Annotated in this window: 6 protein-coding genes; 1 reads left to right on the top strand and 5 read right to left on the bottom strand. The window is 40.6% G+C overall.

The annotated features are described in order from the left end of the window. Positions 1 to 55 precede the first annotated feature (55 nt). The 5 genes from HFD85_RS16160 to HFD85_RS16140 all read right to left on the bottom strand — a co-directional run bounded on the left by HFD85_RS16160 (position 56) and on the right by HFD85_RS16140 (position 12,016). Complete coding sequence (locus HFD85_RS16160) at positions 56 to 2,551, bottom strand: glycoside hydrolase family 2 TIM barrel-domain containing protein (protein ID WP_167612192.1); 2,496 nt, start codon at positions 2,549 to 2,551, stop codon at positions 56 to 58. A gap of 58 nt (positions 2,552 to 2,609) precedes the next feature. Then, complete coding sequence (locus tag HFD85_RS16155; RefSeq protein ID WP_167612189.1) at positions 2,610 to 3,611, bottom strand: glycoside hydrolase family 43 protein; 1,002 nt, start codon at positions 3,609 to 3,611, stop codon at positions 2,610 to 2,612. 26 nt (positions 3,612 to 3,637) lie between these two features. After that, positions 3,638 to 4,636 carry a glycoside hydrolase family 43 protein gene (locus HFD85_RS16150; RefSeq protein ID WP_167612186.1) on the bottom strand — a complete coding sequence of 333 codons (999 nt, stop codon included), beginning with the start codon at positions 4,634 to 4,636 and terminating at the stop codon, positions 3,638 to 3,640. A gap of 439 nt (positions 4,637 to 5,075) precedes the next feature. Beyond that, entirely contained in the window at positions 5,076 to 11,252 is a 6,177-nt protein-coding gene (locus HFD85_RS16145; RefSeq protein ID WP_167612183.1) for a cadherin-like beta sandwich domain-containing protein, read from the bottom strand. A gap of 218 nt (positions 11,253 to 11,470) precedes the next feature. Continuing rightward, positions 11,471 to 12,016 carry a sugar-binding domain-containing protein gene (locus tag HFD85_RS16140; protein ID WP_167612180.1) on the bottom strand — a complete coding sequence of 182 codons (546 nt, stop codon included), beginning with the start codon at positions 12,014 to 12,016 and terminating at the stop codon, positions 11,471 to 11,473. 350 nt (positions 12,017 to 12,366) lie between these two features. Here HFD85_RS16140 and HFD85_RS16135 point away from each other — a divergent pair, with 350 nt between their 5' ends. Beyond that, complete coding sequence (locus HFD85_RS16135; RefSeq protein WP_167612177.1) at positions 12,367 to 16,404, top strand: hybrid sensor histidine kinase/response regulator transcription factor; 4,038 nt, start codon at positions 12,367 to 12,369, stop codon at positions 16,402 to 16,404. Positions 16,405 to 16,957: the final 553 nt, after the last annotated feature.

Raw genomic sequence — 16,957 nt, 5'->3', positions numbered from 1 at the left:
CAATGTTTTTATTTAGTACCGATACTTTCTGTCTTCATCTGAAAGTCACAGAGCACTACTTTACTTCTATTTCTGCAATTGCCGGTTTTAGCCAATTTGCTGAAAATCTCACTTCAATACTATCGGCTTCTGATCCTGCTTTTATATAAGCAATCATTCTACCATGAAAAACCCGTTGCTTATTGTCGGTATAATCCGACATATCGGAATTATTGCTGGCTTCGAGCCCCAGTAAACGAGCGTCACCATGAATCTGACACTTCACCTCATCATCCGACAACATTACCGGTGCACCTTGCTCATCCACAACCTGAATAACAACCTGGGCTACACCTCCCTTTTCAATGGTGCTTTCTTCTGAAATTACTTTAATGGCGTATGGTCGTCCTGAAGATTGAATCGCATACTTACTTATCTGATCTCCAGCTTCATTCAGGCCAATCACTTCAAGTTTGCCGGCCTTATAAGGAATGTCCCAATAAATGATACCGGTTTCTTCATCGTACGGCTTTTTCTCCCCAACTTTTTCGCCATTTAACAAAAGTTCGGCCTGAGCAGCATTGGTGTAGCATACCACGCGAATTGACTGTCCATCCTGATAATTCCAGATCGGCCAGGCATCCATCGAAGGCACTTTTTCTTCGCGGTTTCCACGGCCGCTTTCAGCTTCCAGTTGCGACCAAACATCATTCATCTGACTGATACTTCCGCGGCCCGGTGTTGGGTAGGTTCCCAGGTAAGCCATTGGTTTATCCGACCATAATGATTGACGATAGTAACCCCGTGGTTTAATAAATCCACCAAAATCGAGTAGGCCGGAATAAAAACCGCGGGATGGCCAGCGACCTGATTCTCCCAGGTAGTCGATACCTGTCCACAAGAACTGACCAAAAACAAAATCGCGTGAAGTCACTGCTTTCCAGGCTGCCATATCGTGACGGTTCTCACTTCCGAAAAGCACACGCTCCGGATATTCGGCATGATCGTGGTCGTATAAACTTTCGGTGTAATTATATCCTGTAATATCCAACGCAAACGGATATCCCGTCTGGTTCGACATAGCAACTCCGGCTAATCCTGCTGTTGTTGGCCGCGACTGATCGTACTGTTTCACCACTTTTACCAGACGCTCAGCAATATCTCCCAATCGTTTGGCATCGGGAGCGTCTTTTTTGTATCCTCCAAAAATGGGCTGGGTAAACCCGGTTTCTCCGCCACCATCCAAAACCGGATGCGAATACGGATCGTTCGGGTAATCCACTTCGTTGCCAATACTCCAGGCAAAAACCGACGGATGATTGCGGTCACGTTTCACCTGATCTACCAAATCTTTTTCGCCCCACTCTTCAAAGAAATCATAAGATCCCTGATAACCCGGTGTACCTACGTTCCATCCTTCCAGCCATTTCCGTTTTGGGAATTCCCATTCGTCGAAAGCTTCATCAAGCACCAGCAGGCCAATTTCATCACATAGCTCATAAAGATCTGGTGCCTGCGGATTATGGCTCGTACGGATGGCATTAACGCCAATTTCTTTTAAAGTAAGCAATCGTCTTTGCCAAACTTCACGAGGTACAGCAGATCCAAGTACACCACCATCGTGATGCAGACATACACCCTTCATCTTCATCCATTCTCCGTTGAGTGCAAAACCTTTATTCGGGTCGAATGTAAAATCGCGGAAACCTGTAACAGTGCTTGCTTCGTCAACTGGTTTCCCATCTTTCAAAACTGAGGTTTTCAGGGTATATAATGCAGGCGACTCAACCGACCAAAGCTCGGGATCCGAAACTTTAAGCGCGGTTTGTACTTTCCCTGTCTGATTGCTTTCTAAATTTATTTTATCGGATGATTTTGCGACGACATCGCCGGAGGCAGAGATCAATTCGTTTTTAACCACTAAGCCCGAAGACTGTCCGGTTTCGTTGGCTACCTCAACTTCAACATTCAGGTTGTAGCCTTTTTTCTGCTTTTCGGGCCAGGCATACACACCCCATTGCTCAATATGAACAGGATTGGCATATACCAGCCAAACGTCGCGATAAATGCCCGAACCGGTGTACCAGCGCGAATCAGCTGAGCGGCTATGATCAACCCGAACATCAATCTCATTTTCCTCACCAAATTTGATGTATGGCGTTGCATCGTACATAAACGAAATGTACCCGTTTGGACGTATACCCAGGGAATGTCCGTTTACAAAAACCTCACTTCGGTTGTAAACACCTTCAAAATACAGGTATACTTTTTCGCCTTCTTTTTCCTTCGGAACCATAAGATCCTTCCGGTACCATCCGATACCTCCGGGTAAATAGCCTGTTGCACTTGCCAAGGTAGGGCTTAACTGTCCTTTTACACTCCAGTCGTGTGGCAAATCAACCGTCCTCCACCGCTTGTACCGAAGATCACTGAGTTGTTCATTGCTATCTTTCTGCAGGATAAAACTCCAGCTATTGTTGATTTTTTCAGCTTTGCCAAAACCAGGTTGAGCCTGTAATGAGCCCGCAATGGCCCATATTGCAATAAGCACAAGTACAGTTTTTAGTTTCATATCATTTTATTCGTTAAAAATTAGCAGTTAAAGTTAGTATAAATCGCATCCCGAAAAACTAACGCAAACCTTCCGGCAATCCCCATTTATCAATTAATCGTTGATATTCCTTTTTTGTGATGGGCAAGACAGTACCGTGCCGTGGGTGAAAATTCATACTGATATCATTATCGATCACTTCAAAATGCTCAAGGTCTTTACTTTTTGTAAACTGATATCTACCCGATCCATAAACATCGTACATCAGTATCCACTCATCCGAATTATTCAGTTTAAAAACTCCTGAACCTTCTACCCGATCAGTTTCCCTGTCCACACGATTGAAATTTGGATAAGTGTACCCTTCGGTTAGCTTGTCAGAGATAGCCAGTTTAATTCCGGGTGCACCACTTTCCGATTTATGGAACATATAGAACTTGTTGTCTTTTTCAATTATATCCGCATCGATACATGCGTTATTGGTAGGATTGTACAACAACTGCTTCGGGGCAGATTCCAGGGCTGTAAAGTCTTTGTTTGCATATGCGAAATAGATAATATCGGGATTATGACCCTGCTTCATCGAAAAGTAAACCATGTACTTTCCTTCAGCTTCATCATAGATGGTTTGCGGAGCCCAAACCCGGTCTACATCGCCAAACTCATCCGGGAAAGTTTCCGGAATATTTACTACCGAACTTTCCCAGTTAATCAAATCGCTTGATTTCATGAGGATCATCGCGTAATTATTCCATCCTTGTTCGGGCACATACAAATCAGTTGCCACCATGTAGAATGTTTTATCGTCGCTTCCACGCAATATATGGGGATCGCGGACACCACCAGAAGTGCTGATTTTTTTGGAATCCAATATCGGTTGATTGTTATTCAGTGCCCGATAATTGTAACCATCGGTGCTCACCGCGTAGCGTATTGCTTCCTGGCCTGGTCCGTTTCCTGAAAAATAAGCAAACAAATAGGCCTCGTAATTTTCAGGCTGATTGCTTCCGTTTACAGCTACAGCCGCACTGACAAAGAATACGACAAAAAATATTTTTTTTAGTACTAAAAGAGATTGCATTTTATTTATCAATAATGGTTTTAAATTTATTTTACGGGCTCAACACCTTCAGTGGTCATTTGAACGCGCTTTAGAGAACCATCCTCGTTATAATACAAGTAATCGATACAAACCGACCGACGATAGCTCCCCCCTTGTGTCTGAATGGCTCCGTTGTGATACACGAAGTACCATTTGTCTTTAAATTCTACAATTGCCTGGTGGTTGGTATTGCTGTTACCTGCAATTTCATTCAAAATACCTTTGTACTCCCAGGGGCCGTTGATGCTTTTGCTCATGGCATAACAAGTCTTTTCCGGGAAACCGGAGGCGTAGGAAAGGTAGTACCAGTCATCCTTTTTGTGTATCCACGGAGCTTCGGTAAATGCAGGTAATTCAACCGGCATAATCGGACTGTTGAGTTCTATCATATTGTCTTTCAGTTTGGCATAGTAGCATTGCGTATTGCCCCAGAAAAGGTAGGCTTGTCCGTCATCGTCAATCCATACACTGGGATCAATATCATCCCAGGAAATTCCGGTCCACTTAGTCGTCATATCGTTAGTCACTAATGCCGAGCCCCTTGCATCGGTAAATGGCCCTGTTGGCGAATCTGACACCGCAACTCCGATGGCTTTACCATGAATAGTAGCATGTTCTGAAGTGGTATACCAGTAGAATTTACCGTTTCGCTCGATTACCTGACTGGCCCACGAACTGTTACCGGTAGCCCAGCTAAAATCGCTGCATTTCAGCGGCAGTGGATACTCGGTCCAGTTTTTCATATCTTTTGAGGAAAACACCAACCAGTTAGGCATGTTGTACCCTCTTCCATCGCCCGTATCTTCACCGGCATAAACATAGAAAACATCGTTATAAATAAGCGCAGCCGGATCGGCCGAGTATTTATGTGTTATTACCGGATTGCCGGCAGCTTCGAAATGAAACACTTCATTGTCTTCTGTTTGGCCGAAAGCTGCAGAAATTACAAACAAGCCTGCCAGAGTTGCCAATACTTTCATCATAGTTTTTCTCATCAAATTCATACTCACATATTTTACCCGGTTAATTCGACTCTGAAATTCGGTACAATTTTGCTCCGAGACGGTTAGTTTGCTCATGCTCATCTACTGGATTGGTTCCCGGCGACATTCTAAAAACCATAGGTATACCGGTTTGATCAATGGCTTTGCGGATCGTTTCATCAGGTTTGTTAGAATAGGTTTCATAGAAAAGCTAATTATTCACACTTTATTTTACGGCAGCCATATATAACACGACAAAAGTAATGCTATTCAACCTCAGGATTTGGAACAAACTCGTCAAACAATAATCAATAAATGAGCAATACAAAAACCAGACAAACACTTGTAAAATTACACGCAACGTTCAACTTTAAAGTTTTAGTGTTTATTCATGTAATTGTGAATTCAGAAAAAAGGGCTACCCAAACGGATAGCCCTTATAATTCATTCTGAAAAACTACTATTCGGTTTTTAAAACCTTCACAACTTTATTGAACCCTCCGGTTTCCACTCTTATGAAATACATTCCGGCGTGTGATACATTAACTTTCTCAATTGCAGAGGTAGCATTTATATCAAGCACGACCTGTCCGTACATATTATAAACTTTGATATTACCTGGCTGAATTCCATCAAATGCAACATTAAATTCCTTTGCAGAGATTGTTGGATAAACTTTAATCAACGATGTTTTAAAATCATCGATTGCCGTATTCGTATCAACAGTAATATTCACATTATATGTTGAAGTAGTACTTCCATCTTCAGCTGTAACAACAATTGTTGCGCTCCCCGATCCTGAAGTCATATCTACTGTTCCTGTACCTGCAACCGTAGCATTGGTATTATTTACAACGGCATCAACAAGGGCACTCTCTGTCCCTATAGGGAGAAGAACATCGTATGACATGGTATCAGGATTGAAACCATCAACTGTGGTTCCATCGATTGAAAGATCAGCCAGCGTCGCATCAGAAGAAAGTTCAGAAGAAACGGGGAAAACTTCCCAGTTATCGATCCAACCGACTTCACCATTCATACCTTCGCAACTGTTGAAATACATTCCAAAATTACTGATATCTTCCCCGGTGGTAAAGGTTGTATCCAGCATTTCCCACATGTCGTTGTGTTTCGATTCGATTACATGATCAGGCACTGCTGTTCCAAACCAGCCAATTTTGAATTTTCCTGATCCACCTACATATACCATAGCCCTCATACGATAAGTGGTATTTGGTGTAAGTTTACCGGTAGCATCAAGATCCACGTCCAAAGATCCTCCACAAGATCCCTGAACCTTCATGGAAGAAACACCGCAGTATGCCTCAGTGCCGTAAGCAATTATTCTTGTTCCCCAACCAGCATACATACTCAAATCTGTCATTTCCGGATCAGGAACAATATTATCAGGATGCAGCGAAGCTGCGCAAGTTGCATCATCGAAAATAATGTCAACGGTGTATTCATTGGTAATTGTACCATCAGCTGAAGTAACTTTAATAAGTACAATAGTATCACCTCCGGATAGGTCAATTTCACCATCACCTGAAACAGTAGCAGCGGATACATAAGGTATAGCCGTTAATGTAACAGATGTTGATCCTTCAGGAACCAACACAGCGAAATGAGTGGTTGTACCGTCTACTTCAGGAGCCACAGTACCAATATCCGAAGTTAAGGCAGAAAGTCTGGCATCAGAAGAATTAAGGAAAGCATCAGAGTGCTCCTGCACCATGGACGGATCCATAACACCATTATAAATATTGAATTCATGAATCGATGCATTATAATTTGGATCGTTCCAGCCATCAACCCCTCTGAAAATATTTGCAACATCGGTACCTATTGTACTGATATAATCGGCTCCGCCGGTTGATGCCTGAGCCAATACTACGCCATCGAGGTAATAAATAAGTGCATGACTGGAAAGAACAGCCACCAGGTGGTGCATTTTATTATCATCCACTTCGTAGCCACTTTTAATAGCGTTAATGGTGGTACTGCCATTGTTGGTTTCAATCCTGGTTTCAGTACCCGATCGGGTTGGTTGAATCCAGAAACAACCATTACCCGGTGTTGAAGTTCCAAAATAGGCTAACATGGTAAAGCTTGAATTCAGTGTCTGGCCTGTTTCCAGGTACGCTTCAATGGTAATACCGCTATGATAGGTATTCAGTGCGAGGTCTGCACCATCTAAGGAAATCCAACCATCACTATTTGTTGTAGCACCTGACACAGTGGCTTTGCCGTCGGCAATAGAAATTTTACTTCCACCCAATGTTCCGTCAACCGATCCGATTTGATCATAGACCGTAGTGGCATCAAAAGTTCCTTCTTCAAAAGTATAGGAATGCATCATCTCCAAATCTGAAGGCATTTCGAACTCAATAGTATAAGTTTTTTGAGTGGTTCCATCTTCGGCGGTTACTACAACTGTTGCTGTACCGCTACCCGTAGAAACATCAACAGCTCCAAGGCCTTCAACGGTAGCATTCTCATCGGTTATAATAGCTTCAACATTTATAGTATCCGCTCCTTCAGGAATTACTACCAAATAACTTGTTGTACTTGCATCGAATACTGGGGTTAATTCACCAGGATCAACTGTTAATGAAGACAATGTCGCATCATGAGAAGCACCTCCTAAAAATTCGCTTGCACGTTGTGCAATGGTAGAAGAATCGAGTTCGCCCTCAAAAATATTCAGTTCATCAAGTGATCCTTCCCACTTTGGATCTCCGGGGTAAACTGACGCTCCAATATAGGCAAGATTATTACTTACGTTTTCCAACATGTTTGCATCTGATAATAAATCAGTTCCAATCAGTTCACCGTCAATGTATAATTTGATTTCAGTTTTATTAATCACGGTAACTGCATAATGTGTTTCTGTATCAGCTATTTTTCCGGCATTGACTGCACTTTCAGAAGTCCATGGGTTGCTATAGTTTTCGCATGAAATAGATGTCCTGCTGTAATCATCATCATTCCGGGTAGGCTGCCAAATAATGTAATCTGCTCCCATCCAGCCATTACGGGTATCACCTGCAGAGAACAGCGTAGTAAAACCTCCTAATCCCTCTGCTTGTCTAAAAACCGATTCAATAGTAACTCCCCTGTATTTTGACATCTGAATTTTTTCAGCAGGCAATTCCACATAACCGGTTCCCGAGATTGTTAATTCTCCGTTTGCAACAACGGCATCGCCTTTAAGAGAACCGTCGGCACCGCCAATAACATCGTTGGCGGTACCATCGTCAAAAGTATAAGAGTGTGCTAAGCTATACGACTCTTTAGCCACTATACTAACTTTATAAGTGCGGGTAATGTTCCCATCCCTTGAAGTAACAACGATTTCTGCCATCGCACTGTCGTTAGTCAAATAGTAAGTTCCCGCTCCCGCCATACTGGCCTCCGGATCTCCCTTTTCCGCACTTAATTCAACAGAGTCGGTACCGACAGGTACGATCAATTCATAATCCATAATCTCGCTGTCAAAATCAGGTTCGAGAAATCCGGTACTGGTTGTCAATGAAAGTAATGAAGCATCATCAAAGTTGGGTTCGATCTGCACCACGTATGCTCTTCGGTTACCACTTCTCGATGTAACATATATTTGCACAATTGTAATACCGCCATCAACACGGTATTCACCGGTTCCAATAACAGTGGCAGATTCAAAACGTGGAACTGCATTTATCTCGATAATGCTATCCTGAACTGAGCTTAACGAATATTTTAAATAATAAGCATCTCTGCTTGGCATGATAGTCGGAGTAATCTCTCCTTGTGGGGAGGACAATGAAATTAGATCAGTATTGTCACTCTCTCTGTCATAGAGCTCCCAGTTATCGATGTACCCTTTCGTGCCATTTGCACCTTCGCAATTATTAAAATAAACAACTCCTGAGCCAGGATATGAATTCGTGGTAAAAGTAGCCTCAAAATCTTCCCATTCTCCATGTGTATTTGGTACAACCAGATTTTCGCTACTATGATTCCCCCATTGATCACCATAAACATTTTGTGCACCGATGGTAAATGTACCATTCGTTTTTACTTTGGCACGCACCATATATGTTGTATTGGGAAGCCAGTTAATTGTTTTGGTATCCAAAGAACCTCCACATGAGCCACTGGCATCTACTTTGCCAGCTGATGTCCCACAATAAGCTTCCAAACCATAAACAATACTGCTGCTTCCCCAGCCCCCCCAATAAGAATCATCAGTGATCTCGGGATCATCAATAAGATTATTTGCAAATGCCCCTCTATAGCAATAAGGATCTTCAACAATCAAATCAATGTTATATGTTTTATTAAAGTTTCCATCGAGGGAAGTTACTGTTATCTTAATGGATTTTGATCCACCGGACATATTGATTGTACCTGTACCGCTTATGCTTGCGCCCACTACTTGCGCAGCAGCACTGATATCTATGGAACTCAGGTCTTTGGGGATAACTATTACATAATCTGTTAAGGTTTTATCAAAGGCAGGAAAAAGTGTTCCAGCACTTGCACTCAGCGATGATAAATTGGCATTCGAGTTCTTTAGTAAATCAGCCCTGGCAGCAATGGTATCACTATCCATTACGCCGTCATAAATATTAAACTCTTCAATTTTCCCCTGCCAGGTTGGATCGCCCCAGGGTGCCAGCCCTAACCAGGCGTGAAGTTCCTCAATTGCATTATCCGGTGCAGCCGTTTTCCCAATTCTGACACCATCTGCATAAAATAAAATTTCTGAATCTGTCATGATGGCCACAACATGATGTAAGCCGCCGTCATCAGAATTATTTACTTGTATTTTTATATTATTGTTTTTGTATAGTCGATATTGTCCCCAGGTTCTTAATCCAGTCATTAAACTGTTTGCACCCCCGTCACCACCAAAATAAGCTGCCCAGTTCCAGTGTCCGTCATTCGCTCCAATCTTTGAGGAATAAATAAATTCCATGGTCATGCTATTGTAGGAGCTTAATCCTAATTCAGTAGGAACAAAGCTTACATATTCTCCCTCCTTATCAAGAACTAATTGACCACCAGAAATCGAAGCACCACCCACTAAAGTACCATCTGCATCGCCGATCACATCCATCACTGTATCTGAATTAAAGGTCCCATCTTCAAAAGTGTAGGAATGCATCAGCTCTATTGCTTTAAATACAATCGTATACGTCTTCTTTGTTGATCCATCTTCCGCTGTGATTTCAATATCGGTAGAAGCTTCACCATCTGTTAACGTAATTGTTCCGGTTCCCGAAGTTATTGAAGCATTTGAATCCGTTTTTGTTGCAGAAACATCAACCGAAGTGGTTCCCTGAGGTAACGTAGCAAAATAAGAAGTAACAGCAGGATCAAAATCCTGGACAAGGCTTCCTGCTGACAGACTGATACCTGATAATGTTGCATCGTTACTGGGACCTTCACCATAATAGTACAATCTAAAGTTATCAAAGGCTGTCCAGTTAACAGCAATAGGTGCCTTCAACTCATATCCAATGGTTAATGAGCCGTTCGTAACCGAAATATAATCAACGGAGTATTCGCCTCCTGCACTTACTTCGGTACTGGAAACACCTGCTTTAAGAAATGCACCGGAATGCAATGGATTGGTAGAACCAATGTTCCATGAATCAACTTTTTGTTTAACGGCATGTGCACTAAACACAAGTTCATAAATACCATTGTCAAGCCCATTTAGCGTTTGCGTGATTGAACTTGCCGGCAGATAAGTTGAAGCGCTTATCCATTGTTCAGAAAATTTTGAACCGTCTTTTGTCCAGCCAATACCACTGGTTGACTGAATCCAAAAATTATCATTTGTCCAACCTGCCAGGTCGCTTTCAAAACTTGGATTTACTATTGAATCGGTTACGTCGGTTGGCGTCAATTCGGCCAGAAGATTTGTTGCCGCTGTAGCGATATTGGCAGTCACATCCGAATTATAGATTGAAATATAAGATGTAATATCAGGCCCACCTGTAATTTTCGTCGCATAGTTCATGTACTTATCCAGCAATACTTTTGCTTGGTATAAATCGTAATTGGCCTGCGAAACAAATTTCCATTGAGTATGATCGCTCGCCGGCTCGTTATACCTTACCGAAACTGCGATGCCTTTGTTTGTGGTTCTTGAGGAAGTTTGTGCCCCCAGGAAAACCGATGAATTATAGTAAGATGCAGTACTTGAAACCTGAATGGCAAAAACATGATTGCTTCCATCTGTTTCTGTAATATTCCATTTATTATTGGAACTACCATCAGTAAAAATCCATCCGTTTCCATCATCAACTTGAAACAGGTATCGGCCACCTGCAGGAGTCCCGTTGTTAGTATATTGAAATGTCCATTCGCCGGCGGAATTCACACTAGTCCAGGAAACGATGGCATTCGATGCCAGATCTTTTGGTTGTGCAGATATAACAGCTTCCGCTGTCCATTCACCACCACGATTTAGGAAAGCATCAGCACCCACATTATAAATATAATAAGCGGTTCCTGAGGTAGGAACTTCCCCGTAATAACTGGGAGCCTCCCAGGTTTGTGCCCATGCACCATTGTTGATTATGCCAGCCAAAGCAAAAAGCATAAAACCAACCCAAATCTTTTGAAGTAGAGTCTTTTTGTTCATAAGTCTAGTTTTTAAAAGAATAGCTAAATTTTAATCCAATATTATTGAGTCAAATCTTTATTAAGGCTCATTTTTTCAGCAAATAACTGTATCATTTTCAGCAAAAGATTATTTAATGCACCAATACAAAACTCATTATTAAGCACTTAAAAAACCTTTCACAAGAATGATTTCCCTTCTGCGAAAATCAGAAATGGACATTTGTCGGCTAAATGTTATTATTTGAAAATTTGCCTGTTTTTCAAAACCGGTACATCTTTCACCTCTAACCAAACATGCTTAAAAATTCCAGTGGGATTTTGCCATCCGGTATCTTCTTTTTTTGGAATTGCAATACGAATAGCAATTACATTCATCCCTTCAAAATTTATATATGGAGTTAAATTGGTCTGCACAAGGTTATTATCAACGTTCCGATCGTCGATTTTCGCTCCGTTAATGAACATTTCGTTTGGATCGGAAATACCCTCAAAAACGATTACAATATCCTTATCCAGCCAATTTTGAGGAATCTCGAAATGTTTGCGATACCATACAAATACTGATGTGGCCGAATCATTATTTGCTTTCGGGTCCGGAATAAAAAACATTTCATCCTTGCTAAAATCGTATGGTAAATCAAAGGAACACCAGTTTTTATCGTTGTAATCGACTTGTGATGCAGAATAATTATTGTCCAGACTAAATTTCCAGTTTAAATCGAACAACTGTTTATGACTATCGCCGGTATATTTTACATTGCAACTCACAAAAAAGCATACCATCAAAAATAGTTTTATGGCAGAGTTTATATTGGTTTTTAATATGAAGAAGTTTCTTTTCAACTTATCTGGCCAGGTCTGATTATCATGTTCTATTTTGATCCTTACTTAATACAACTATTAAAGAAATATTAACCTTGTTTGCTTTAGATTGATTGCAATGCCGAATAATTCTTGCACCCGGAATTAAACTCCCCATAAATCTAATTATAGTCCATTAAAAGAATGCAACATAGATTCGTCATTTATATGTAAGGAATTAGTCATCGCTCAAATCACTTCAAGATTCCCAAATAGCATTGAAGATTTTGATTAATTTTACCCCTGGCAGAAGCAATTAACAGTAAAAAAGTATGATTTCCAGCAAACCAATTAAACTTGCGATTCTCATTATAATAGGGCTTTACATTAATTCCTATGCATCGAAAGTTGAAAAATTTGGAATAGAAAGAGGATTATCCAATGCCAACGTGGTTAGTATTACCCAGGACAGAGCAGGTTTTATTTGGATATGCACCAAGGATGGACTAAATCGGTTTGATTCAAATACATTCCAGGTATTTAGAGCATCTTCAACGAATCCAAACTCCTTGAAAAGTAATGTACTTAATTTTGTTTATGCCGATAAATTTGATGATGTGGTTTGGGTGGCTTCGGAGAAAAACGGATTAGATGCCTACAATTACAAAACGCACGAATTCACGCACTTCGAACACGACTATGCCAATCCTGAGACAAATGACCTGAGTGCAAACGGAGTTACCTATATTGATGCTGACGACAAAGGTAATTTGTGGATTGCAACTTATGATGGCGGTATTGATTTCTTAGACAGAAAGACTAGCCATTTTACCAATTACAGTCAATCAAATGTCGATGGTTTGATTTCGAATTATAACTGGTGCGTGATGTACGATTCTGACGACAGAATCTACGTAGGCCATGTCACTGAAGGATTCAGCATAATTAATCCGAGAACAAAAACGGCAGTTAATTTCAAACACGACCCCAACGATCCTCATTCTCTCACTGATAATACGGTTACCAGTTTTCTTAAGGATTCCAAAGACCGTATCTGGATTGGAACGCGAAACGGCCTTAATCTTTTTAATCCCGAGAACGGACGAATGATTAGTTTCAAGAATGATCCAAACAACAGCCAATCCATATCCAGTAATTTTATTCAGAAAATGATCGAAACTCCTGAACACAAACTATATATCGGCACCGAAGGGGGTGGATTGAACATTCTGAACTTAAAGGACCTGGCCTTTTATTCTGATCCTTCGGAAGTAGAGTTTGAACATATTTTGGCTTCTGAAACACCTGACGGTTTGTCCAATCTATCTGTACAAACCGTTTTTCAGGATTCATTTGGGAATATATGGTTGGGAGGATATGGTAGCGGCGTAAACTTCATCCCTAAAAAAGATCCATTTTTTAATACCATCAACTATTTACCATTGATAGGAAATTTAAACAGCCTGAATTATAAATCAGTCGAAGATATTTGCATCGATAATAAAAACAATGTTTGGGTAGCAAACGGTTTAGGAGGAATATGTATTTACAACGAAAACAAAAAAATCGGCCAAATCCAGGCGATCAATGGCGATCCCAAATTCAATGCAATGTGTTTACACGAAGACTATGAGAATAATATATGGATAGGCACAGCCGATGGACGAATTTACAAGTACGATGTTCAAAAAAAGAGCTACCAGCTACTTAAAGTATTTGATAACCTGAACAATATTCCCATTTACAATTTTTTTGAGGATTCGAGGAAAAATCTTTGGATGAGTACAGACATTGGCCTTTATTTTTATAACATCGAAACTAAAAAGTCGGGCATTTACACTACCCGGAATTCTGAACTGATTGATAATAACGTGAGGGCTATAGCAGAAGATGGAAATGGAAATATATGGGTCGGTGCACTCGGAGGCGGTCTTGCAGTGTACGACGAAAATTTCAAACGGCTTTATGACTTTGGCAGAAGCCATAATTTTTATAACGTAAGTTACATTTATAAAGACTCAAGAAACAGAATGTGGATAGGAAGTCAAAACGATCTCTTTATTTTTAAAAACTACAATGAAGATGAAGTTTTGCGAATTGGAAAGAGTTCAGGATTGGCAGAATCAACAGTAAGGGCAATAATTGAAGGTAGGTCGGATAACGAGATCTGGTTGAGCACCATCAACGGAATCAGCCACATCGACCTTAGTACCATGCACATTAGTAATTTCGATGTTAGTGATGGAATCGTTTATGGAGATTATGCCAACGGATCGGTTGCAAAAACAGATGACGGAGAAATTTATTTTGGTTCGCAAAATGGAATTACCTGGTTCAACCAGGTTCTTGAACAAACATCACGGGAAATCCCGACAGCTGTATTTACAGGTTTTTCAATTGCAAATACGAACAACTATCTAAGTCAGTTTTCCGATGTACCCTTCAATGATAACATGACTTTAAAACACAATCAAAATTCTTTTGAAATCAATTTTAATGTATTGGATTATTCGCTGGCTAACAAGGCTGAATTTGTGTATCATATGGAAGGTTTAGATGATGGATGGTTTCTTGTAAATACCGAGAATGAGGTAACTTTCAGAAATCTGAAACCAGGATCTTATGTGTTCAACCTAAAAACACGGATTCAAAACCGCGAGTCGGAAGAGGTAAGCTCTTTATCCATTCGAATTGAGCCTCCGTTGTGGTTAACCTGGTGGATGAAATCGATCTATTTAGTTTTATTTACATCCATGTTTTTGTATGTCATTCGATTTTACAAAAGGAAGTTGAAGGTTGAGAGCGACTTGATTCTGGAAAAAAAGAGTCGCCAGCAGGAACATGAATTAAACGAAGAGAAACTCCGGTTCTTCACCAATATTACGCACGAGTTGAGAAGCCCGATGACGTTGATTTTAGGACCTTTGGAAGATCTGATTTCAGACGAGAATTTAAAACCTGATCAGCTGAAAAAACTCCATATGATTCAGCGTGTGGCTAATCGTTTACTCCAAACGGTAACCCAGATTCTGGAATTCAGAAAATCAGAAAATAAAAGCCGCAAATTAACGGTTATCAAGGACGACTTTGCCAAATACCTTTACGAAATTGGAGAAAAGTACAAAGACCTCAATAAAAACAAAGACATCGATCTTCAAATAGCCATTCCTTCTGAACGGATCGAAATGTTCTTCGATACAGAGATCATTTCGATAATTACCGACAACCTCTTATCGAATGCATTTAAATACACAAAATCCGGTACGATTAAACTCGAATTAAAGTTATTCGAGGAATCCAATATTGAGTATGCTGAGATTCTTGTTTCCGACACTGGCTACGGTATTTCGGAAGAAGATCTTCCACATATTTTCGACAGGTACTACCAGGCTCGTCACGCAACTCACCCAACCAAGGGAACCGGAATAGGTTTATCTCTGGTTAAAAACATGGTTGAGCTGCACGAAGCTGAAATTAAGGTGACAAGTACATTGGGTGAAGGAACTGAATTTAAAGTCAGGTTCCTGGTTAAAAACAGTTATCCGGATGCGGTTCACTATCAACCTGAAGAGCCTCATATGGAAGAAGCCCAGGAGAATTCGAAGAATGTAATTCTGGTAGTTGACGACGATCCGGAGATTGTGGAATACATTAAGGAATCGTTGAGTGATACGTACAGCGTAATTACTGCAGAAAACGGTGAGGCAGGTCATGATGCAGCGGTAGAACAAATTCCTGACATCATTATTAGTGATGTAATGATGCCAATAATGGATGGGATTGAGATGTGCGAGGTTTTAAAAAAGGACGTTAGAACCAGTCACATTCCAATTGTATTGTTGACTGCAAAAGGATCGATTCACGATCAAAAAGTTGGTTACGATGCCGGTGCCGATTCTTACCTCACCAAACCGTTCAGCAGTAACTTATTAAAAAGCCGACTGAAGAATATTATCGACGCCAGAACTAAATATTCATTATCCACGTCTTCAAAATTCAAGCAAAAGCAACAGTTGCTTAACGACTCCATTGGTGAGCTGGATAAAGAATTTTTACGACAACTTACTTCGGTTATAGAAGAAAACCTGGAAGATGAAGAAATGAACATCTCTTATGTGGCAGCTCAGTTGAACATGAGCCATTCTACCTTGTACCGAAAAATTAAGGCGCTCACTAATTTAACAGCCAACGAGTTCATCCGGAAAGTCCGCATCAATTTTGCCGAACAGCTTTTAATTACGGGGCAGTACAATATTTCTGAGATCATGTACCAGGTGGGCATTAACAGCAGCAGTTATTTCAGGCAGTGTTTTAAAGATGAATTCGGCATGAATCCGAGCGAATACCTGCAGAAACTAAAGGAGAACTAAGAGCTTTTACTTTTTACTATTTTGAATGTTCTCCAACAAGAGGGTATTCTGCGAGCTTTCATTGCACCAAAGCCATCTTCCTCCTGTTAAAAAACCTCAGGTTTTAGAAACGAATCGCTTCCATTTTCGATTAAAACAGTATTGCCCAATTGCGGATCACCCAATCAAAGCAAAGGATGTACAAATGTTTGAAATCCACAAACACTCACAAACTCAGGAATCTTTTCATACTGGGTAAAAGCAGCATAAGAGATTTTCTAATTAAGCTAAATCGTTCCAAGCAAATACTTCCGGTTATACTCATTCGCTTTGCGAAATCTTTTTTTCAAATATGAATTAGATGGGATTAAACAGACATACGACGAAATTGTGACGCTTGTGTCCTAATATCAGTCCCGCACTTTTGTAAGAATTCCCCATCTTGCATCCATATTTTAAATCAATAAACCTGGTGAAAACAAGAATTCTGCGAGTGCTTTTAAAGTTAAGCTTCAATTTAGTTAATGCACAAAAATTTCAGTGGACCTCCAGTACCGATGAAAATTTTTGGAGT

The sequence above is a fragment of the Maribellus sediminis genome, from assembly GCF_011799805.1.
In the GTDB taxonomy this organism is placed as follows: domain Bacteria; phylum Bacteroidota; class Bacteroidia; order Bacteroidales; family Prolixibacteraceae; genus Draconibacterium; species Draconibacterium sediminis_A.
Note: the sequence above shows the minus strand (reverse complement) of the source record. Positions and strands in the feature narration are given on the sequence as shown.

What these genes read in the sequence shown, in the direction of transcription:
- HFD85_RS16140 (WP_167612180.1), bottom strand. Translation starts at nt 12,016, where the DNA reads ATGGTATGCTTTTTTGTGAGTTGCAATGTAAAATATACCGGCGATAGT.
- HFD85_RS16155 (WP_167612189.1), bottom strand. Translation starts at nt 3,611, where the DNA reads ATGCAATCTCTTTTAGTACTAAAAAAAATATTTTTTGTCGTATTCTTT.
- HFD85_RS16145 (WP_167612183.1), bottom strand. Translation starts at nt 11,252, where the DNA reads ATGAACAAAAAGACTCTACTTCAAAAGATTTGGGTTGGTTTTATGCTT.
- HFD85_RS16135 (WP_167612177.1), top strand. Translation starts at nt 12,367, where the DNA reads ATGATTTCCAGCAAACCAATTAAACTTGCGATTCTCATTATAATAGGG.
- HFD85_RS16150 (WP_167612186.1), bottom strand. Translation starts at nt 4,636, where the DNA reads ATGAATTTGATGAGAAAAACTATGATGAAAGTATTGGCAACTCTGGCA.
- HFD85_RS16160 (WP_167612192.1), bottom strand. Translation starts at nt 2,551, where the DNA reads ATGAAACTAAAAACTGTACTTGTGCTTATTGCAATATGGGCCATTGCG.